General features: G+C 71.8%; 12 protein-coding genes. 5 read left to right on the plus strand and 7 right to left on the minus strand.

What is annotated here, in order from left to right:
• Nucleotides 1–55: 55 nt before the first annotated feature.
• The 6 genes from JIW86_RS28100 to JIW86_RS28125 form a co-directional block, all read right to left on the minus strand.
• A complete protein-coding gene (locus tag JIW86_RS28100; RefSeq protein ID WP_215140754.1) occupies nucleotides 56–679 on the minus strand; it encodes a GntR family transcriptional regulator in 624 nt (207 codons plus the stop codon).
• A 122-nt stretch (nucleotides 680–801) separates the two neighbouring features.
• Complete coding sequence (locus tag JIW86_RS28105) at nucleotides 802–5,802, minus strand: caspase family protein (RefSeq protein WP_257556643.1); 5,001 nt, start codon at nucleotides 5,800–5,802, stop codon at nucleotides 802–804.
• The gene (locus JIW86_RS28110) at nucleotides 5,795–7,177 is read right to left on the minus strand and encodes an esterase/lipase family protein (RefSeq protein ID WP_257556644.1); all 1,383 of its coding nucleotides are present in this window, start codon (nucleotides 7,175–7,177) and stop codon (nucleotides 5,795–5,797) included. Before JIW86_RS28110 ends, JIW86_RS28105 begins: the two co-directional genes overlap by 8 nt.
• A gap of 129 nt (nucleotides 7,178–7,306) precedes the next feature.
• Nucleotides 7,307–9,088, minus strand: coding sequence for a 2-oxoglutarate dehydrogenase, E2 component, dihydrolipoamide succinyltransferase (gene sucB / locus JIW86_RS28115; protein ID WP_215140627.1), 1,782 nt, complete (start codon nucleotides 9,086–9,088; stop codon nucleotides 7,307–7,309).
• A 53-nt stretch (nucleotides 9,089–9,141) separates the two neighbouring features.
• The gene (lpdA, locus tag JIW86_RS28120) at nucleotides 9,142–10,530 is read right to left on the minus strand and encodes a dihydrolipoyl dehydrogenase (RefSeq protein ID WP_215140626.1); all 1,389 of its coding nucleotides are present in this window, start codon (nucleotides 10,528–10,530) and stop codon (nucleotides 9,142–9,144) included.
• 300 nt (nucleotides 10,531–10,830) lie between these two features.
• Nucleotides 10,831–12,372, minus strand: a complete 1,542-nt coding sequence (locus JIW86_RS28125) for a leucyl aminopeptidase (protein WP_257556645.1) — start codon at nucleotides 12,370–12,372, stop codon at nucleotides 10,831–10,833.
• A gap of 345 nt (nucleotides 12,373–12,717) precedes the next feature.
• Between JIW86_RS28125 and JIW86_RS28130 the strand changes: the two genes are divergently transcribed.
• From JIW86_RS28130 to JIW86_RS28150, 5 genes are all read left to right on the plus strand, one after another.
• A complete protein-coding gene (locus JIW86_RS28130; protein WP_257556646.1) occupies nucleotides 12,718–14,745 on the plus strand; it encodes a hypothetical protein in 2,028 nt (675 codons plus the stop codon).
• 95 nt (nucleotides 14,746–14,840) lie between these two features.
• Complete coding sequence (gene pelF, locus JIW86_RS28135; RefSeq protein WP_257556647.1) at nucleotides 14,841–16,355, plus strand: GT4 family glycosyltransferase PelF; 1,515 nt, start codon at nucleotides 14,841–14,843, stop codon at nucleotides 16,353–16,355.
• Nucleotides 16,352–17,884: a hypothetical protein gene (locus tag JIW86_RS28140; RefSeq protein ID WP_257556648.1), complete on the plus strand. Its 1,533-nt coding sequence runs from the start codon at nucleotides 16,352–16,354 to the stop codon at nucleotides 17,882–17,884. Before pelF ends, JIW86_RS28140 begins: the two co-directional genes overlap by 4 nt.
• Nucleotides 17,885–17,954: 70 nt before the next feature.
• Entirely contained in the window at nucleotides 17,955–18,605 is a 651-nt protein-coding gene (locus tag JIW86_RS28145; RefSeq protein WP_257559466.1) for a spherulation-specific family 4 protein, read from the plus strand.
• Nucleotides 18,602–19,420, plus strand: a complete 819-nt coding sequence (locus JIW86_RS28150) for an endo alpha-1,4 polygalactosaminidase (protein ID WP_257556649.1) — start codon at nucleotides 18,602–18,604, stop codon at nucleotides 19,418–19,420. Before JIW86_RS28145 ends, JIW86_RS28150 begins: the two co-directional genes overlap by 4 nt.
• Nucleotides 19,421–19,423: 3 nt before the next feature.
• Here JIW86_RS28150 and JIW86_RS28155 read toward each other — a convergent pair whose 3' ends face one another.
• The gene (locus tag JIW86_RS28155) at nucleotides 19,424–20,587 is read right to left on the minus strand and encodes a sensor histidine kinase (protein ID WP_257559467.1); all 1,164 of its coding nucleotides are present in this window, start codon (nucleotides 20,585–20,587) and stop codon (nucleotides 19,424–19,426) included.
• Nucleotides 20,588–20,629 lie beyond the last annotated feature (42 nt).

The raw sequence follows: 20,629 nt of genomic DNA on the forward strand, positions 1-20,629 counted from the left end.
CGTGCCAGGAGATAAGGCACCCGGTGCCGGTCAAATGGGGGCAATCCGGGCGGGCTCACGCCCTCGGGGCGCACCCCAGAACGTGCCGCTTCACGAGCAGACCGATCTCCGGGTCCTGGCTGCGGAACGCCTCGACGAGGGCCTCGTGCTCCTCCGCGTAGGACTTCTGGACCGTTCCCAGCCAGCGGATGGACAGGGCCGTGAACACCTCGATGCCCAGGCTCTCCCAGGTGTGCAGCAGCACGCTGTTCCCGGCCGCCCGCACCATCTCCCGGTGGAAGCCCACCGTGTGCCGCACCTGCGCCGTGCCGTCCTCGCTGCGGTCGGCCTCCCACAGGGCGGCGACGTGCGGCTCCAGCGCCGAGCAGTCCGCCGCCAGCCGGGGCGCGGCCAGCTCGGCCGCGATCTGCTCCAGACCGGCCCGGACCGGGTAGATCTCCTCCAGGTCCGCCGCGGACAGGTTCCGTACGCGCACGCCCTTGTTCGGCGCCGACTCGATCAGCCGCAGCGTCTCCAGCTCGCGCAGAGCCTCGCGTACGGGCGTCTGGCTGACCTCCAGCTCCACGGCGATCCGGCGCTCGACGATCCGCTCGCCGGGCTTCCAGCGCCCGCTGACGATCCCCTCCACGATGTGCTCGCGGATCTGCTCGCGCAGCGAGTGCACGACGGGTGGGGTGATCATCCGGGCTTCATCTCCTGTGGGGGCATGCAGAGCTCTGATGCGTAGACAATACGGCGCAGTAGCCCGGCGCGAAGCGTTCCCGGTCAGGGACTCCGGGTGAGGCTGGTTACAAGGGCCGGTTACGCGGCCAGGAGGCTCTGGATGAGGGCGCTCAGGGCTGCGGCGTGCGTGGGGTGCCGCCCGATGAGCACGGCGACCTCGGAGATGACCCGGTCCCGGTCGGCGGGTTCGGCGGGGGGCCAGACCGTGGGCGTGCCCGGCTCCCCCGCCAGGACGCCGGCGAGGGCGAGGTGGGCTGTCGCGGTGAACGGCTCCCGGTGGACGACGAACTCCAGGAAGGCGATGGCCTGCAGGAGGTCGGCCCCGGCCGCAGGCTCGGCGAGGAGCTGCTGGAGCCTGCTGTCCAGGGCGGGGCGCTCCTCGGCGTACTGGTAGGCGGAGGGGATTCCGTCCGCGCGGGCGAGGGTGATCAGTGCGTAGTGCACGGCCGACTCGACCGTATCGATGTCGGAGCCGAGCAGTTCGAGGGCCTGGTCGTGCAGGAGATCCGCCGCGTGGTCGGTGAGGTAGGCCTGGGACTCCTCCCAGGTGGAGAGATCCATCCAGGTGTGGAGGAGCTCGCCGGTGAGGTATGGGCGGAAGGCGCTGTCCGGGCCGGCTGCCGCCGCCTCGCGCGCGATCGGGATATGGGCCTCGGCGGTCTGGCTGGCCAAGGCGAGCTCTTCCAAGGCGGCCGCGGTGTCGTCTGACCCGAGGTCTTCGGCGTGCTCGTCCCAGAAGGCACGGGATTCCGCCCAGGTCGGGCTGTTGATCCACTCGACGGCAAGTTCGATCGCGGCCTGGGGGAGTGTCAGCCAGGACGGGGGCTCTTCTCCGGTCGCGTCGTGCCAGAGGGTGCTGATGTGGGAAGCGCTCGCGGTACCGGCCTGGCTGTGAGCGCGGAGAAGATGCCGCGCCTGGAAAGCAGTCGGATCCGGGTTCCGTGTCTGCGCCGCTCCGTGGGTGAGGGCGATGAGGGTGCGGAAGCCGACGGCCGAGTCCGCGTGGGCGATCTCGAGCTCCGCGCGCCGTAGCGCCAGATAGCGCATCGCCTCCGGATGAGCGGCCAGGGCCTGCTCTGCCTCGGCGTAGGCCGCGAGAGCGTCCTGCACCGTGGCTATGTGCGTGAGGTTGTTGAGGGTCGCAGCGAGGCTGGGAAGGTAGGCGGCCGGGTTGCTGTCGGCGAGTGCCCGGTAGAGGGTGGTGGCTTCGGTGTGGGTGGCCAGTGCGCCCTGCCGGTCCCCGATATCGCTCTGGGCGTTGGCGAGGTTGTTGAGAGACGTGGCGAGGTTGGGGAGGTAGGCGGCCGGATTGATGTCGGCGAGCGCCCGGTAAATGTGGGTGCCTTCGGTGATGGTGGCCAACGCGCCATGTCGGCCGTCCGTCTGGCTCTGGGCGTTGGAGAGATTGTTGAGGGACATGGCGAGGCGGGGGAGGTAGGCGGCCGGGTTGGTGTCGGCGAGCGCCCGGTAGAGGGTGGTGGCTTCGGTGATGGTGGCCAGTGCGCCCTGCCGGTCCCCGGTGTCGCCCTGGGCGGTGGCGAGGTTGTTGAGGGCGCCGGCGAGGTCGGGGAGGTAGGCGGCCGGGTTGGTGTCGGCGAGTGCCCGGTAGAGGGTGGTGGCTTCGGTGATGGTGGCCAGTGCGCCCTGCCGGTTCCCGGTGTCGCCCTGGGCGGTGGCGAGGTTGTTGAGTGTGCCGGCGAGGTCGGGGAGGTAGGCGGCCGGGTTGGTGTCGGCGAGCGCCCGGTAAATGTGGGTGGCTTCGGTGATGGTGGCCAGTGCGCCCTGCCGGTCCCCGATTTCGATCTGGGCGGTGGCGAGGTTGTTGAGGGCGCTGGCGAGGTCGGGAAGGTAGGCGGCCGGGTTGCTGTCGGCCAGTTCTCGGCGGAGAGCGGCGGCTTCGGTGATGGTGGCCAGTGCGCCGTGCCGGTCCCCGATATCGCCCTGGGCGTTGGCCAGATTGTTGAGGGACATGGCGAGGTCGGGGAGGTAGGCGGCCGGGTTGGCGTCGGCGAGCGCCCGGTAGAGGGTGGTGGCTTCGGTGATCGTGGCCAGCGCGCCCTGCCGGTCCCCGATATCGCCCTGGGCGTTGCCGAGATTGTTGAGTGTGCCGGCGAGGTCGGGAAGGTAGGCGGCAGGGTTGGTGCTGGCGAGCGCCCGGCAGATGTGGGTGGCTTCGGTGATGGTGGCCAGTGCGCTCTCCCGGTCTCCGGTCCCGCCCTGGGCGGTGGCGAGGTTGTTGAGGGCGCTGGCGAGGTCGGGGAGGTAGACGGCCGGGTTGGTGTCGGCGAGGCTCCGGCGGAGGGTGGTGGCTTCGGTGATGGTGGCCAGTGCGCCCTGTCGGTCCCCGGTCTGGCCTTGGGCGTTGGCGAGGTTGTTGAGACACGTGGCGAGGTTGGGGAGGTAGGCGGCCGGGTTGGTGTCGGCGAGTGCCCGGTAGAGGGTGGTGGCTTCGGTGATGGTGGCCAGTGCGCCCTGTCGGTCCCCGGTCTGGCCTTGGGCGGTGGCGAGGTTGTTGAGGGACATGGCGAGGTTGGGGAGGTAGGCGGCCGGGTTGGTGTCGGCGAGTGCCCGGTAGAGGGTGGTGGCTTCGGTGATGGTGGCCAGCGCGCCGTGCCGGTCCCCGGTGTCGCCCTGGGCGTTGGCGAGGTTGTTGAGGGCGCCCGCGAGGTCGGGAAGGTAGGCGGCGGCGTTGGTGTCAGCCAGCTTTCGGCGGAGGGTGGTGGCTTCGGTGATGCTGGCCAGTGCGCCCTGCCGGTCCCCGGCCCCGCCTTGAGCGGTGGCGAGGTTGTTGAGGGCGCCGGCGAGGTCGGGGAGGTAGGCGGCCGGGTTGGTGTCGGCGAGGTCCCGATAGAGGTCGGTGGCCTCCCGCGCCGGTGCGACAGCATCCGGGCGCCTCCCGGCCTGGAACAGGGAGACCGACACGTTGCCCAGCACGCGTGCGAGCTCAGGTCGGAACGCGTCCTCCCGTCCGGCGACGAGTTCACGGACCAGTGCGATGCCGCGCTCGCCGGCCATGGCCGCGTGTGCCGCGAGCGACCGGCGCAGGTACGGGTTCGCGGTCTCGATCACCGTGGCGTCGGCCGTCTGCTCGCGCAGGAGGATGACCAACGCGCTCGCCACGTGGTACGCCGCGTCAGAGTCCTCCGCGGTGTTCCGCAGGTGGCCGATGAACTCGCGGTGGTAGAGGCGGTACACCGCCTGCACGCCGTCGGTGTCTTCCACAACGTAGCGGCCGTACGTGTTCAGCAGCCAGTCCACGTCCTCGGGGCCGTACGCGGTCCCCTCGGAGGAGAGGGCCGAGGCCGCCGCCTCCCAGACCCCCCGCGCCGGCATGCCGTTCCCGACGCTCCAGGCCAGCGCGGTCAGCAGATCCTGGGCGGCATGCGGAAGGATCTCGCCGTCCCGCTCCCGCTTCAGGCCCTCTGCCAGGTCCTGGTGGAAGGCGGCGTTGATGGAGGCCGGAATGGCCTCCGCCCAGTCCTCCGTATCCGATGCGGCGGCGAACCGCCTGATCACGGCGTCGGTCGCCATCCTGGCGAAGAGGAAGCCGCCGGTGTGGGCTGACGCGCGGTTCGCGATGAGCCCGGCCGCCGTCGCCGCGTCCTCCGGCGGCAGCTCGCGGGCCTCCAGGCGGTGCCGACAGTAGGTCCGGATGTCGTTCTCGGTGTCGGTCTCGTCGTCCAGGTCGGACGCCCGGGCCCGGACGTCCAGCAGTCGGCTCACCGCCTCGTCCAGCGGCTCCTGGAGTTCCTCCTGCGGGCGGAAGGGGCGGTCCCGGGAGCCGAGCAGCACGCAGACCAGGCGGCTCAAGGGGGCCAGGAGCTGTTCGACGATCGGGTAGGCCTGGTCGGGGGCCGCCTCGTCCAGGCCGTCCAGGACCAGGGCCGGGAGGCGGTCCCGGCAGGCCGCGGGCCACTTCTTCTCCACCTCGGCGATCAGCGCGGCGGGAGTCTGCGGGACGGGAAGGTCCAGTTCGCGGGCGATGGCCTCGGCCAGCTGCTGCACCGTGTAGCCCCGCAGGTGCAGGGAGGCGTCCACCGAGTCCTCGCCCGGATCCGGATCCTCGGGAGCGAGGGCCCCGTGCTCCAGGATGTCCGCCCGGTGGACGGGGTCGGACAGCGTCGCGATGCGGCCGAGGACGGCCGACTTGCCGCATCCCGCGCTGCCCGTCACCAGGAACAGGCCCGGCTGCCGTGCGTCCAGCCACTCGGTGATCTGCCCGAGCACGTTGCGGCGGCCGCTGAAGAACCAGCCCCCGTCGTCCACGGGCGCTCCACGGCTCGCCTGCACCAGGTGCTCGACCAGCTCCGGCTCCGAGGCGGTCTTCCGCAGCGGGTTGTCGAACATCAGCCGGGGCTCGCCGAACATGGCCGGAACCGGCTTGTGGCCGACCTCCTCGGGCCACTGGGCGAGCACGGTGTGGATGACCGTGGCACCGCTGACCTGCCCGTTCCGGCTGCTCCACTCGTGGCGGTAGTCCTCGCTGCCCGGGCCCTCGCGCAGCACCCGGGTGAGGGTTTCCAGCAGGATGCCAGCGGCCTCGGCCTTCTCTTGAGGACGGCTGCTCGCGAGCACCCCGAGCCAGCTGGATCGGCCCCGGGGCAGGTTCTTCGCGGACAGCTTGCCGAACGCCGTGTCCAGGGACTCCATGACCCCCGCGCCCGCATGACAGGTGTCGATGAGCAGCAGCATCTGGTCCGCCCCGCTGCGCACGGCCGCCTCCGTCAGGAGGTTGGCCGAATATGTCTCATCTCCGTACTGGGCGTCCTCGGTGTCGTGCAGGACCAGGCGCAGCCCCCAGGGGTCGAGCACGCCGTGGCCGGACCAGAGGATGACAGCGGGGCCGCGGCCCTGTGCCGCGGTCCGGCCCGTCGCCCAGTCCTTCACCGCGGCCTTGATGTCCGGCTGCCCTGGGTCCGGCAGCACGGTCGGCGTGTAGCCGCGCTCCTCCAGGAGTGCGCACAGCTCCCGCATCTGGGAGATCGCGCCGGTCAGGGTGCGGAACTTCTTCGAGAACCGGTAGTTCTCGACCACGATCCCGAGAGCCGTCCCCGAGATCTCGTCGGCGCGCTCACTCACCGGTTCCTCCCACCAGGGTCAGCGCCGTCACCGTCGTCTCCGCATGTGCGGTCACCCGTACCGCCAGCCGGTACGCCCCGGGGTCCGGCGCCGGAAAGGCCGCGATGTACCGGCCCTCGCCGAGGGGCCGCAGCGTCCGCTCGAGCTGCTGTGCGCCATCGGCCGCGCGGAGCTCTGCCGTGAGGTGGAGCGCGTCGTGGTCCGGGATCTCCGGCGGGACCGTCACCGCGACCTCGTACGGGTCGCCGGGCTCCAGCAGTGGGGGAGCGAGCACGCTCAGCGGGACGTCGTCGTCCTCGCCGCGGTGGAAGGGGCGCTCGTGGCCCAGGAGGCCGCTCAGGGCGTCCCGTACGCCCCGGTTGTTCTGGAGGGAGCCGTGCTGCTCGCAGGGGGTGTGGGCCTCGTCGACCGCGTAACCCGTGTTGTCGGCGTTCGTGGGGCGCGCGGCGAGGCGGGGGACCGTGCCGTCGCCGCGTTCGTCGACGCCGTCGATGAGCCACAGCGGGGTCAGCCCGCCGTCGGTGATCTCCGCCGTCGTCAGGGTCGGCTGGCGGATGCCCGTGATGGCGCGCAGGAGGGTGGGGTCAGGGCGGTCGGCGGACCGGCGCAGGTCCGCGTGGAAGCGGGCCGCGTCCGCCAGCAGCTCCGGGTCGACACCGGGCAGGCCCGGCAGGTCACGGGCGTACGCGAGGCCTCCCGGACCCGCCACGCACGCGTAGTCGGGAGCCAGCTGGTGCAGCGACGGCAGGCTGCGCGCGAACGCGCTGAGATCGACGCCCAAGGGTCCCCAGCCCTTGCGCAAGCCGTTGACCAGATGGCCGAGGGCGTCCAGGGAGCCGCGGTGCGGGGTGCCCAGGGTGATCAGGCGGCGGGTGACCTCGTGACCCCCGAGGAGTTCCACGTAGTGGCGGGCCACCAGCCCGCCCATGGAGTGGCAGATGAAGATCACCCTGGCGTCGCCGCGCTCGGGGGCGGAGGTCCGCCATCGTTCCAGCTCGCGGGCGACGACCTTCTTCAGCCGCTCCGCGTTGTAGCGGCACGACAGGCGCCAGTCGTACGGGAAGGGAACGAGGTTGCCCCCGAGGGACAGGCTGAAGGACCGCTCCAGCCAGCCCAGGAGGTCCGTATAGCCGTCGACCGGCTGCCAGATGCCGGGAATCGCGTGCACGTCGGGCATGACCCCGACGGGGACCACCCCGTCGCCGGGATGGTCGTTTCCGATGTCCTTCGGGAGGCACAGGCGCTTCACCGAGCCGCCGAAGGTGTGCAGGCCACGCCACAGGGCGCCGCCCGACAGGTCCCAGACCGGCTTGCCGTCGGCATCGGCCAGCCGGCTCCCCATGATGCCCGGCAGTACCACCACAAGATCGTTCACCCGTGCACGTGACATGCATGCCCCCGCTGGTCGTCCCTGGACCGGCAGGGTAAGACGACGGCGCCCCTGCCCGGAGTGGTTTCCGGACAAGGGCGCCGTACGTGTGACTGCCGTCCTGCGGCGAGAGCCTTACAGGCCGAGCTCGACCTCGAACTCGCCGGCTTCCAGGATGGCCTTGACGGCCGAGAGGTACCGGGCCGCGTCCGCGCCGTCCACCAGGCGGTGGTCGTAGGACAGGGTCAGGTACGTCATGTCGCGGATGCCGATGTTGGTGCCCTCGGCGGTCTCGATGACCACCGGGCGCTTCACCGTGGCACCGATGCCCAGGATGGCGACCTGGTTCGGCGGCACGATGACCGTGTCGAACAGGGCACCGCGCGAGCCGGTGTTGCTGATGGTGAAGGTCGCGCCCGACAGCTCGTCCGGCGTGATCTTGTTGCCGCGGACCTTGGCGGCCAGGTCGGCGGTCGCCTTGGAGATGCCCGCCAGGTTGAGGTCACCGGCACCCTTGATGACCGGGGTCATCAGGCCCTTCTCGGAGTCGACGGCGATGCCGATGTTCTCCGAGTCGAAGTAGGTGATGGTGCCCTCGTCCTCGTTGATCCGGGCGTTGACGACCGCGTGGGCCTTCAGCGCCTGGGCAGCGGCCTTGACGAAGAACGGCATCGGCGAGAGCTTGACGCCCTCGCGGGCCAGGAACGCGCCCTTGGCCTTCTCGCGCAGCTTCATGATCTTGGTGATGTCCACCTCGACCACGGAGCTGAGCTGCGCCTGCGAGTGCAGGGCCTTCATCATGTTGTCGCCGATGACCTTGCGCATGCGGGTCATCTTGACGGTCTGACCGCGCAGCTCGGACACCGCGGCGGCCGGGGCCTTCGCGGCCGGAGCGGCGGCCGGAGCCGGGGCAGCGGCGGCGGCCTTGGCGGCCTCGGCGGCGGCCAGGACGTCCTGCTTGCGGATACGGCCACCGACGCCGGTGCCCGTGACCGTGTTCAGGTTGACGCCGGACTCCGTGGCGAGCTTGCGCACCAGCGGGGTCACGTACGCGCCCTCGTCACCGGCGGAAACCGGGGCGGCGGGAGCGGCGGGGGCGACCGGAGCCGGAGCGGCCACCGGGGCCGGGGCGGCAACCGGGGCCGGGGCGGCAACCGGAGCCGGAGCGGCAACGGGGGCCGGAGCGGCGACCGGAGCCGGGGCCGGAGCAGCCGGAGCGGCCACGACCGGAGCCGGGGCGGCGACCGGAGCGGCAGCCTGGACCGGAGCCGGGGCGGCGGCGGCCGGGGCGGCGGCGGGAGCCGCACCGGCGACGCCGATGACGGCCAGACGGGCGCCGACCTCGGCGGTCTCGTCCTCGCCGACCAGGATCTCCAGCAGCGTGCCGGAGACCGGCGCCGGGATCTCGGTGTCGACCTTGTCCGTGGAGACCTCGAGCAGCGGCTCGTCGGCCTCGACGGACTCGCCGACCTGCTTCAGCCAGCGGGTGACGGTGCCCTCGGTGACGGACTCGCCCAGGGCGGGGAGCACGACATCGGTGCCGGACGCGGCCGGGGCAGCGGCGGCGGGGGCCTCGGCGACCGGGGCCGCAGCCGGAGCCGCGGGGGCCTCGGCGACGGGAGCCGGAGCGGCGGCGACCGGCTCGGCGGCCGGAGCCGCGGCCGCGGCAGGCGCGCCGGAGCCGTCGTCGATGACGGCCAGCTCGGCGCCGACCTCGACGGTCTCGTCCTCGGCGACCTTGATGGAGGCCAGGATGCCGGAGACGGGCGAGGGGATCTCGGTGTCGACCTTGTCGGTCGACACTTCGAGAAGCGGCTCGTCGGCCTCGACGCGCTCGCCCTCGGCCTTCAGCCAGCGGGTGACAGTGCCCTCGGACACGCTCTCTCCGAGCGCCGGAAGGGTTACGGAAACCGACATGGTTTCAGTTGCTCCTAACGAATGTGCGGAAGTGGTCGTCGCGCCCGTGACGATTAGTCGTGGGAGTGAAGCGGCTTGCCGGCGAGGGCCAGGTGGGCCTCGCCCATCGCTTCGTTCTGGGTCGGGTGCGCGTGGATGAGCTGCGCGACCTCGGCTGGCAGAGCCTCCCAGTTGTAGATCAGCTGGGCCTCGCCGACCTGCTCGCCCATCCGGTCACCGACCATGTGGACGCCGACCACGGCACCGTCCTTGACCTGGACGAGCTTGATCTCGCCCGCGGTCTTGAGGATCTTGCTCTTGCCGTTGCCCGCGAGGTTGTACTTCAGGGCCACGACCTTGTCCGCGCCGTAGATCTCCTTGGCCTTGGCCTCGGTGATGCCGACGGACGCGACCTCGGGGTGGCAGTAGGTGACGCGCGGGACACCGTCGTAGTCGATCGGGACGGTCTTGAGACCGGCCAGACGCTCCGCGACCAGGATGCCCTCGGCGAAGCCGACGTGCGCGAGCTGGAGGGTCGGGACGAGGTCGCCGACGGCCGAGATGGTCGGCACGTTGGTCTGCATGTACTCGTCGACCAGGACGTAGCCGCGGTCCATCGCGACGCCCTGCTCCTCGTAGCCCAGGCCCTGCGAGACCGGCCCGCGGCCGATGGCGACCAGCAGCACCTCGGCCTCGAAGGTCTTGCCGTCGGCCAGCGTCACGCGGACGCCGGTCTCGGTGTACTCGGCCTTGTCGAAGAAGGTGCCGAGGTTGAACTTGATGCCCCGCTTGCGGAACGCGCGCTCCAGCAGCTTCGAGCTGTTCTCGTCCTCGACCGGGACGAGGTGCTTGAGGCCCTCGACGACGGTCACGTCGGTGCCGAAGGACTTCCACGCCGAGGCGAACTCGACGCCGATGACGCCGCCGCCCAGGACGATCGCGGACTCGGGCACGCGGTCCAGGACCAGCGCGTGGTCCGAGGAGATGATGCGGTTGCCGTCGATGTTCAGGCCCGGCAGCGACTTCGGCACGGAGCCGGTCGCCAGGAGCACGTGGCGCCCCTGGATGCGCTGGCCGTTCACGTCGACGGAAGTCGGCGAGGAGAGGCGGCCCTCACCCTCGATGTAGGTCACCTTGCGAGAGGCGACCAGGCCCTGCAGGCCCTTGTACAGGCCCGAGATGACCTCGTCCTTGTACTTGTGGACACCCGCGATGTCGATGCCCTCGAAGGAGGTCTTGACACCGAACTGGGCGGCTTCACGAGCCTGGTCCGCGATCTCGCCCGCGTGCAGCAGAGCCTTCGTGGGGATGCAGCCGTTGTGCAGGCAGGTGCCACCGAGCTTGTTCTTCTCGATAAGGGCAACGTCCAGACCCAGCTGGGATGCGCGCAGCGCCGCGGCGTAACCGCCACTGCCACCGCCGAGGATCACTAGGTCGAAAACGGTGCTGGCGTCGTTCGCCACGTCACGTCCTCCATGCATGTGCGCCGGGCACCGGTCCTCTGTGACCGGGCGGCGGCTGGTAATCGGCCGCTAGTTCTTCGGCCCTGTGGTGGGGGCCCTGTCCTGCCGAGAACCCATCTTCGCATTTGTCGGCGGAACGCGGGACGCCGGGCCCACGATGTGGCAGGGCGTTCTGCCCGAAGTGAGGGTTACCAGTGCGTAGAAACCTACGGATTTCGTTGTCAGTGAACATGGCTCAAGCCTTGATCGAGTGGACGATCAAGGCTTGAGACATGTCACATCCGGCGCTACGGGGCTACGTCAGCCCAGGTCGCCGGTGGCGGTGCGCTCGGCCAGCCGCACCAGGGTGCGCACGGCGGAGCCGGTGCCGCCCTTGGGGGTGTAGCCGTACGGAGCGCCCTCGTGGAAGGCCGGGCCCGCGATGTCGAGGTGGGCCCAGGTGATGCCCTCGCCGACGAACTCCTTCAGGAAGATGCCGGCCACCAGGCCGCCGCCCATGCGCTCGCCCATGTTCGCGATGTCGGCGGTGGGGGAGTCGATGGACTTGCGCAGCTCGGCGGGGAGCGGCATCGGCCACGAGGACTCGCCGACCTCCTCGGCGATCTCGTGGACCGAGGTACGGAAGGCGTCGTCGTTCGACATGATGGCGAAGGTGCGGTTGCCCAGGGCCACCATCATCGCGCCGGTCAGGGTGGCGACGTCGACGATCGCGTCCGGGTTGTCCTCGGAGGCCCGGGTCAGCGCGTCACCGAGGACCAGGCGGCCCTCGGCGTCCGTGTTGAGGACCTCGACGGTCTTGCCGCTGTACATGCGCAGGACGTCGCCCGGCTTGGTGGCGGTGCCGGAGGGCATGTTCTCGGCGAGCGCGAGCCAGCCGGTGACGTTGACCTGCAGGCCCAGCTTCGCGGCCGCGACGACGGAGGCGAAGACGGCGGCGGCGCCGGCCATGTCGCACTTCATCGTCTCGTTGTGGCCGGCCGGCTTGAGGGAGATGCCGCCCGAGTCGTAGGTGATGCCCTTGCCGACGAAGGCCAGGGTCTTCTCCGCCTTGGGGTGGGTGTAGGAGAGCTTCACCAGGCGCGGCGGGTTGTCGGAGCCCTTGCCGACGCCCATGATGCCGCCGTAGCCGCCCTTGATCAGGGCCTTCTCGTCCAGGATCTGGACCTTGATGCCGTTCTCCTTCGCGGTCGCGGAGGCGACGGCGGCGAAGGCCTCGGGGGTGAGGTCGTTCGGCGGGGTGTTGACGAGGTCGCGGGCGATGTTGACCTCGGTCGCGACGACCGTGGCGCGCTCGGCCGCGGCCTTGTGCTCCTTGTCGCGCGGCTTGGCGCCGAGCAGGGCGATCTCGCCGAGCGGCAGCTTGGGGCCGCCGTTCTTGTCGGCGTTCTTGGCGGTCTTCGTCTCGCCGCCCTGGTAGGCGGTGAAGGCGTACGCGCCCAGCAGCGCGCCCTCGGCGACGGCGGTGACGGCGGAGGCGTCGTCCAGGGGAAGGGCGAAGGCGGCCTTCTTGAAGCCGTGCAGGGCGCGGGCGGCGGCGCCGGCGGCGCGGCGCAGCACCTCCTCGTCGAACGACTCGTCCTTCTCGGGGACGGAGCCGAGTCCGACCGCCAGCACGACCGGGACCTTCAGGCCCGCCGGGGCCGGCAGCTTGGTGATCTCGCTTTCGGTGCCCGAGGCGCCGACGGCGTCGAGCACGGCGGCGAGCTTACCGTCGTACGCCTTGTCCACGGCCTCGGCGCCCGCGGCGACGACCGGACCCTTGGGGCCCTTGGCGACACCGACGACGAGGGCGTCGGCGCGCAGCGTCGCCGCGCCGGCAGTGCTGAGAGTCAGAGCAGTCACGGTGGTGAAGTCTCGCTTCCGTTTGTGTGTGTGGGCCGAGTGGGTGGACGGCCATCCATGGCGATCGTATTCCGGCCCGACGGCTGCCAGAAATGAGCCTACGCGCACGGACTCTTCCGTACGTCACTCGAAGGTTTGGCAAGTTGTTCGATCAAGGGGCCAGGAGGTTCACCCATCTGTGGACTCTGCTCCAGGTTTGCCCCGTAGACCTGACGAGGTCCGAAAGACTCGGTCCACTCTCGCAAGGGGACGCGGGGTTCCTTTGCATGATTTCCACAGAGCCTCCCCGGCCCGGCCGACCGCCTAGGGCCGTGTCGAGGGATGCCTGCGGGGGGAAAGGCCGAAATGGTCAACAAGAACCGGATGAACAGGGTCGCCGCCGCCATGGCCGCGGCAGCCCTGGTGTCCGTGGCAGTACCCGCCGCGACCGCCCAGGCGGCCACGGCTCCGCGCATCGACCTGAAGGTGCTGGTCGTCGACGACGGCGGCAGCTCGGTCGAGGCGATCACCGCGGAACTCCGCGACACCGGAGTCCCGTACACCCGTGTCCAACTGGGCGGCAGCGGCCGCCCGGTCATCGACGCGGGCTTCCTCAGCGACACGGTGGACGGCCGTCCCCGTGCCAAGTACCAGGGCGTCGTCCTGCCGAACGAGAACCCCTTCGGCGAGGGCTCCGCCGAGATGGCCGCCCTCGCCGCGTACGAGACGACGTACGGGATCCGTCAGGTCGACGCCTACACCTGGGCCCACCCGGGGGTCGGCCTGGAGTACACCGACAACGGCGGCTTCAGCGGCCAGCTCGACGGCACCCAGGCCGCGGTCACCGCGGCCGGCAAGGCGGGGCCCTTCGGCTACCTCGGAGGTCAAGTCGCCTTCGAGGACAACTCCGCCCTCGTTCCAGAGAGCTTCGGGTTCATGGGCAAGCCGCGGCCCGGCTACACCAGCTACCTCGACGCCCCCGTCGGCTCCGGACGGGCCTCGCTCGTCGGCGAGTACGCCCACGACGGGCGCAGCGAGCTGGTCGTCACCTTCGGCTACAACCAGTACCAGCAGCAGTTCCGGCTGCTGGCCCGCGGCATCGTCGACTGGCTCACCCAGGGGGTCCACCTCGGCCAGAGCCGCAACTACTTCGCGGTCCACGTCGACGACGTCTTCGCCCCGGACGCCCGCTGGAACAAGGAGCTCAACTGCACGCCCGGCGACTACGCCTGCGCCGGCGGCGAGGGCAAGGAGAGCACCATCCGGATGACCGCCGCCGACGCCCAGTACGCGGCGCAGTGGCAGACGTCCAAGAGCTTCAAGCTCGACATGCTCTTCAACGCGGGCGCCGGTGAGGAGTGGAAGACCGAGAACGGCGGCACCGACGCCCTCACCGCCCAGCTCGTCGCCGACCGGGCCAAGTACCGCTGGATGAACCACACCTACACGCACCCCTTCCTCGGCTGCGTCCAGAACACCACCACCACCCCGTGGACCTGCGTCAAGAACGCCCAGGGCGCCGTCCAGTACATGAGCCGCGCGGACATCTCCGCGCAGATCCGCGACAACAACAACTGGGCCGCCGCCAAGGGCATCACCACCGACCGGACCGAGCTCGTCACCGGCGAGCACTCGGGCCTCAAGACCAACCCGCAGCAGCCCCAGGACAACCCCAACCTGGCTGGCGCGCTCGCCGACAACGGCGTGAAGTGGGCGGGCAGCGACAACTCCCGCGAACCCGTGCAGCGGGCGGTCGGCGCCGCCCTGACCGTGCCCCGCCACCCGATGAACGTGTACTACAACACGGGCACCAACGCGGAGATGGCCGACGAGTACAACTGGATCTACACCAGCCGCGCACACGGCGGCAGCGGCATCTGCGAGGACAACCCGGCGACCTCGACCTGTCTGCCGGCCCCGGTGGACGCCAACACCGGCTACCTGGACCAGATCGTCCCCCAGGAGGCCCGGACCGCGCTGCGACACGTACTGGCCAACGACCCGCGCCCGCACTACGTCCACCAGTCCAACCTCGCCGAGGACCGCACCCTCTACCCGGTGCTCAACCAGGTCCTCGACACGTACCGGAGCCTCTACGCGCCCAGCGCCCCGATCGTCAACCAGACCATGAAGGAGGCCGGCGTCGAGCTCGGCCGCCGCGCTGCCTGGGACAAGGCCCTCGCCGAGGGCAAGGTCACCGCCTACCGCATCGGCACAGCCGTCACCGTCAAGGCGCCCTCCGGAGTCGTCGCCCCGGTCACCGCCCCCAACGGCACCAAGAAGCAACTCCTCCTGGGCACCGCCGACTTCGGCACCGCCTACGCGGGCACCCGCTCCACCTGGACCGGACCCGAGCTGCTCCAGAGCGCCGTCACGCTCAAGCTGCCCAGCTGACCGTACGGGCAGACCGCAAGCCGAGTATCACGAGCGCCGGCGCTCCGCGAACCTACGGGCGCCGGCCCCTTTCACGTCCTGGGGGGACACACCGCATGAGCCATGGGCGTCATGTCACCATGCTCACCGAAGGCACCTATCCGCACGTCCACGGGGGCGTCAGCACCTGGTGCGACCAACTGGTCCGCGGCATGCCGGAGGTCGACTTCAACGTCATAGCCCTGACCGGCTCCGGGCGCGAGCCGGTCACCTGGGAACTTCCGCGCAACGTCTACCGGCACACCTCCGTACCGCTCTGGGGGGCTCCTCCCGGACGAGGCCGCCGGAGCGCCCTGCGGGGCAAGGCCCACCGCCGCTTCACCGAGGTCTACGAAACCTTCCTGCTCTCCCTGCTCGACCCTGGCCACGGAGGATTCTCCGCGGCCCTGCGCGAACTGGCCCTCCTGGCCCGCGCCGGCCGGCTCGCCCCGGCCCTGCGCTCCGAGTCCGTGCTCCGCCTGCTGATGACCGTGTGGACCCGCCCCGGCCTGACCACCGCCGCCGCCGAGCCCACCATCCACGACGCGCTCACCGCCACCGACCTGCTGGAACACGCGCTGCGCCCGCTCTGCGTGCGGATCCCGCCCGACAGCGTCGCGCACGCCGTCAGCAGCGGCCTCGCCACCCTCCCGGCCCTCGCCGCCAAGTACCTCGACGAGGTGCCCTTCCTCCTCACCGAGCACGGCATCTACCTGCGCGAGCGCTACCTCGGCTACCGCTCGGCCGCCCAGCGCTGGCCCGTCAAGGCCCTCATGCTCGGCTTCTACCGCGAGCTCAACACCGAGGGGTACCGGCAGGCCGACCTGATCACCCCGTGCAACCAGTACAACCGCCGCTGGGAGGAGCGCGGAGGCGCCGCCTCCGACCGCATCCGCACCGTCTACAACGGCGTCGACCCGCACGCCTTCCCCGAGGCCGGCCCGGAGCCCGAGGTGCCCACCCTCAGCTGGTGCGGCCGCATCGACCCCATCAAGGACCTCGAAACCCTCATCCGGGCCTACGCCTTCATGCGCGAGGAACTGCCCGCCCTGCGGCTGCGCCTCTTCGGACCCGTCCCGGCCGGCTGCGAGGAGTACCGGCTCCGCCTGGAGAAACTCGCCGCCGAACTGGGCGTGACCGACGGGATCTCGTACGAGGGCCGCATCGAGCAGGTCGCCCGGGCCTACGCGGCCGGCAGCATCGTGATGCTCTCCTCCATCAGCGAGGGCTTCCCCTTCAGCATCATCGAGGCCATGTCCTGCGGCCGCACCACCGTCTCCACCGACGTCGGCGGGGTCCGCGAGGCCGTCGGCGACACCGGCCTCGTCGTCCCGCCGCGCGAGCCCGAGACCATGGCCCGCGCCACCCTCGCCCTGCTCCGCGACGACGAACGCCGCGCCGAGCTGGGCCGGGCGGCCCGTAAACGGGTGGTGGAGAAGTTCACGCTCCACCAGTCCGTGGACGGCTTCCGGCACATCTACAAAGAACTCGCCGGCCAGCCCGTCCTGCCCGTCCGCGAAGGCGACGACTGGACCCAGCGGCTCGCCGACCCCTGGTACCGCGAGCTCGCGGCCGACGGGAGCCTGTGGTGAGCGGATCCCTCTGGCTCAAGCCGCCCGGCGCAGCCGCCGACACCCTCCTGGCTGTCCCCCGGCCGCGCGCCGAAGGGCCGGCGGCCGCCGACCCGATGGACGAACTGGCCGAGCGCCTCCACCCGTTCATCGCCGCCGCCGTCCACCCCGACGAGATCGCCGCTGTCCTCGAATCCGACGGCATGACGGACGAGTACATCCGGCTCACCTACGGCCGCCACGACTCCTTCGCACTCGCCGAGGAGCTCTACACCCGGGTGCCGCGCTCCTTCCCGGAGCCCGCGGACACCCCCGACCCCTGGAAGGTCTCCCTCACCGCCTGCCTCCTGCGCGGGGTGATCTTCGCCCTGCCCGGGCTCGCCTACGTCCTCGGCGCGCCCCTGCTCGACGGCCCGCCCGACCGCCTCGGCCTGCCCGCCGGAACCCTGACCCTGCTCGCCGGAGCGCTCATAGGGTGGGTCTGGGACCAGACCCTCTCCCACCGGGCCTACTCCTGGCTCGGGCTCGGCGACCGGGCCGCCGCCGGGCGGACCCTGCTCGCCGGCGCCCCCGCCGGGTCCCTGCTGGGCACCGCCGCCGCGCTGGCCGTGCCCGGCGGGCCGCCCTTCTCGTACGCCTTCGCCGCCGGACAGTCCCTCTACGTCGGGGCCGCCACCGTCCTGCTCGTCCTCGGCCGGGAGCGGGTGCTGCTCGCCGCCCTCGGCCCGATGGCCGCCGGGGCCGTGCTCGCGCTCTTCGTGGACCTGCCCGTGCCGGTACGGATGACCCTGCTCGGGGCGTCCCTGCTGACCGCCTGCACCCTGGCCGTACGGGAACTCCCGCTGGCCGAGGGCGCCCGGGCCGCCGCCGCCCGGGTCCGGGGCTGGTGGGTACGCCGGCCCGGAACCGGCCCGGTGCGCTGGCGGATGCTGCGCGGCGCGGAGGAGGAGCACGGGCCGCGCGGCCCCCGGCTGGGGGACTCCGTCCCGTACGGGGTCTTCGGCCTCGGCACCGGCCTGCTCGTGCTGTACGCCGCCCTCGGCGAGGTGCTCGCCGGGGGTCCCGCCGAGGCGGTCGCCGCCCCGTCGGCGGTCGCCCTCACCCTCAGCATGGGTCCCGCCGAATGGCTGCTGCACCGGTTCCGCAGCGGCAGCCTCGCCGGGCTCCGGGCGGCCCGCTCGCCCCGGTCCTTCCGGCGGCGGATGCTCAGCACGCTGGCCCGGTGCCTCGCCGTGTACCTGGTGGTGCTGCTCGCCCTGGGGCTGGCCGGAACCCTGCTCTGGCCCGGTGCCCCGGCCCTCACCGCGGCCCGCGCCCTGACCCTGCTCCTGCTCGGCGCCGTCATGTGGACCGGACTGCTGCTCCAGTCCTTCGGCGCGGTCCGGCCGGCGGCCGTGGTCTGCGCCTCGGCCGCCGTCGCCCAGAGCCTGGCCCTGCTGACCGGACTGGGGCAGCCCCGGCTGGTCCAGCTGGCGGTGGCGGGCGCGGCCGCCGCGGCGCTGGCCGCGCTGGTCTGCCTGCTGCTGGGGCGTGCGACGGCGCACCGCTGATGCCACGACCGCTGATGCCCCGACCGCCGAGTCACCGCCGATCCCCGTGACCCCGTACGAGAAGGACCCCATGCTGCTGGTGCCGCTCTACGAGCACCCCGCCGACCGGCCCGAGGAGTGGGAGCTGCTGATCCGCTCCGCCGGGCGGCTGCACTCCGTGGTGCTCAACCCTGACAGCGGGCCGGGCCGGGCCCCCGACGAACGGTTTGCCGCCGTCGCCGGGCGGCTGCGGGCGGCCGGGGTACCCGTCCTCGGCTACGTCGACACCGACTACGGGCGGCGCCCGCACGCGGACGTCGTCCAGGACCTGCTGCGCCACCGCGACTGGTACGCCACCGACGGCGCCTTCCTGGACCAGGCCTCCGCCGATCCGGAACTGCTGCCCCACTACGGGCGGCTCGCCGTCGCCGCCCGGGCCTCGGGCGCCCGTACCCTCGTCCTGAACCACGGCGTCCACCCGCACCCCGGGTACGCCGGACTCGCCGATCTGCTCGTCACCTTCGAGGGCCCCTGGGACGCCTACCGGGACGCGGCCACCGCGCCGCCCTGGACCGCCGACCACCCCGCCCAGCGGTTCTGCCACCTCGTGTACGCCGTCCCGCCGGGCGCGCCCGCCGCCGAACTCGCCCAGGAGCGGCGGGCGGGGGTGCACTGCGCGGTCCCCGGGACCGGCGCACACCCGTGGGGGACCCTCCCGTACGCCCTGGAGGCAGCCGGATGAAGCGTTTCGCCACCGTGCTGGTCGCGGCGCTGCTGCTGCTCACCGCCTGCACCACCGCGGAGCCGGGGGACGACGGCGAGGACGAGCCGTACCCGTGGCCCGGCCAGGCGCCGGGGGAGCGCTGGCGGCCCCCGCCCGGCGTCGGCTGGCAGTGGCAGCTCACCGGGAAGCTCGACACGTCGGTGAAGGCGCCCGTCTACGACGTCGACGGGTTCACCACCACCAAGGAACAGGTCGCCGCCCTGAAGAAGGCCGGCCGCAAGACCATCTGCTACATCTCCACCGGCGCCTGGGAGGACTTCCGGCCCGACGCGGACGCCTTCCCGAAGGCGACGATCGGCCAGGGCAACGGCTGGGAGGGCGAGCGCTGGCTGGATATCCGGCAGCTGACTGAACTGGAACCGCTGATCGCCAAACGGTTCGACATGTGCCGGGACAAGGGCTTCGACGCGGTGGAGCCCGACAACATGGACGGCTACCGCAACACCTCCGGCTTCCCGCTGACCGCCGAGGACCAGCTGAGCTACAACCGGCTGATCGCGAAGCTGGCCCACGACCGGGGCCTGGCGGTCGGTCTGAAGAACGACCTCGACCAGATCCCGCAGCTGGTCGGCGAGTTCGACTTCGCGGTCAACGAGCAGTGCGCCCAGTACCGGGAGTGCGAGAAGCTGACCCCCTTCATCGAAGCGGGGAAGGCCGTCTTCCACGTGGAGTACGAACTGCCGGCCGGCCGCTTCTGCGAACGCGCGCGCGAGCTGAAGCTGAGCTCCCTGCAGAAGCGCTACGACCTCGACGCCTGGCGCCGCCCCTGCTGACCCTCAGACCGGCAGGATCGCGTGGACCCGGTAGCCGCCCCCGTACCGGGGACCGGCGAAGCAGGACCCGCCCAGCGCGCCGGTGCGCTCGCGCATGCCCAGCAGTCCGTGGCCCCCGCCGGGCTCGGCGTCGGACGCCTCCGTGCCGCCGTCGTCGAGCACCGTCACCTCCACCGAGGGACCCACCCGCACCACGCTGACCTCGGCCCGGGCCCCCGGACCCGCGTGCTTGCGCACGTTGGTCAGCGCCTCCTGGACCACCCGGTACGCCGCCAGGTCCACCGCGGCCGGCAGCGGCCCCGGCTCGGGCCCCAGCTGGACGATCACCTCCACCGGCAGCCCGGCGTGCCGGAAGGTGTCCACCAGCTCGTCCAGGACGGCCAGCCCGGGCGCGGGCTCGGTCGGCGCCTCCGGGTCACCGGACTGCCGCAGCAGCCCGACCGTGGCCCGCAGTTCGTTCAGCGCCGACCGGCTGGCGTCCCGTACGTGGGCCAGGGCCTCCTTGGCCTGGTCCGGCCGCTTGTCCATGACGTGCGCCGCCACCCCGGCCTGCACGTTGACCAGGGCGATGTGGTGGGCCACCACGTCGTGCAGGTCCCGGGCGATCCGCAGCCGTTCCTCGGCGACCCGGCGCCGCGCCTCCTCGTCCCGGGTCCGCTCGGCGCGCTCGGCCCGCTCCCGGATGGCGTCGATGAAGGCCCGCCTGCTGCGCACGGCGTCCCCGGCGGCGGCGGCCATCCCGGTCCAGGCGAAGATCCCGATGTTCTCCTGCGCGTACCAGGGCAGCGGCCCGGCGAGCATGGCCACGCCCGTCAGACCGGCCATGGTGAGCAGCCCGATCCGCCAGGTCGTGGGCCGGTCGGTGCACGCGGCCACCGTGTACAGGGCGATCACCGTGCACATGGCGACGGGTGCCCGCGGCTCCCCGGTGGTCAGCTCAAGCAGCGAGAGCCCGCAGGTCACGGCGAGCACCGCGCGCGGCCGGCGGCGCCGGAACACCAGGACGGCCGCGCCGAGCAGCATCAGCAGCAGAGAGAAGGGATCGGGGTTGCGCGTCCCGAAGGTGGGCCCGTGTGGCCCGTGCGGATCGGCGAAGGACCCGAGAACCATGCAGACGAGTGCCCCGAACGCGAGCACGGCATCGGTGGCGAGCGGGTGGGCCCGCATCCACTGCCGGGTGGGCGCGAACCGCCCGAGGTCTGTCGTCAC

The sequence above is a fragment of the Streptomyces sp. NBC_00162 genome (assembly GCF_024611995.1).
In the GTDB taxonomy this organism is placed as follows: Bacteria; Actinomycetota; Actinomycetes; order Streptomycetales; family Streptomycetaceae; genus Streptomyces.

Bases quoted from the DNA above. Each gene is read 5' to 3' on its own strand.
- sucB (WP_215140627.1), bottom strand. From the start codon at position 9,088: ATGTCGGTTTCCGTAACCCTTCCGGCGCTCGGAGAGAGCGTGTCCGAG.
- JIW86_RS28130 (WP_257556646.1), top strand. From the start codon at position 12,718: ATGGTCAACAAGAACCGGATGAACAGGGTCGCCGCCGCCATGGCCGCG.
- pelF (WP_257556647.1), top strand. From the start codon at position 14,841: ATGAGCCATGGGCGTCATGTCACCATGCTCACCGAAGGCACCTATCCG.
- JIW86_RS28145 (WP_257559466.1), top strand. From the start codon at position 17,955: ATGCTGCTGGTGCCGCTCTACGAGCACCCCGCCGACCGGCCCGAGGAG.
- JIW86_RS28150 (WP_257556649.1), top strand. From the start codon at position 18,602: ATGAAGCGTTTCGCCACCGTGCTGGTCGCGGCGCTGCTGCTGCTCACC.
- JIW86_RS28155 (WP_257559467.1), bottom strand. From the start codon at position 20,587: ATGCGGGCCCACCCGCTCGCCACCGATGCCGTGCTCGCGTTCGGGGCA.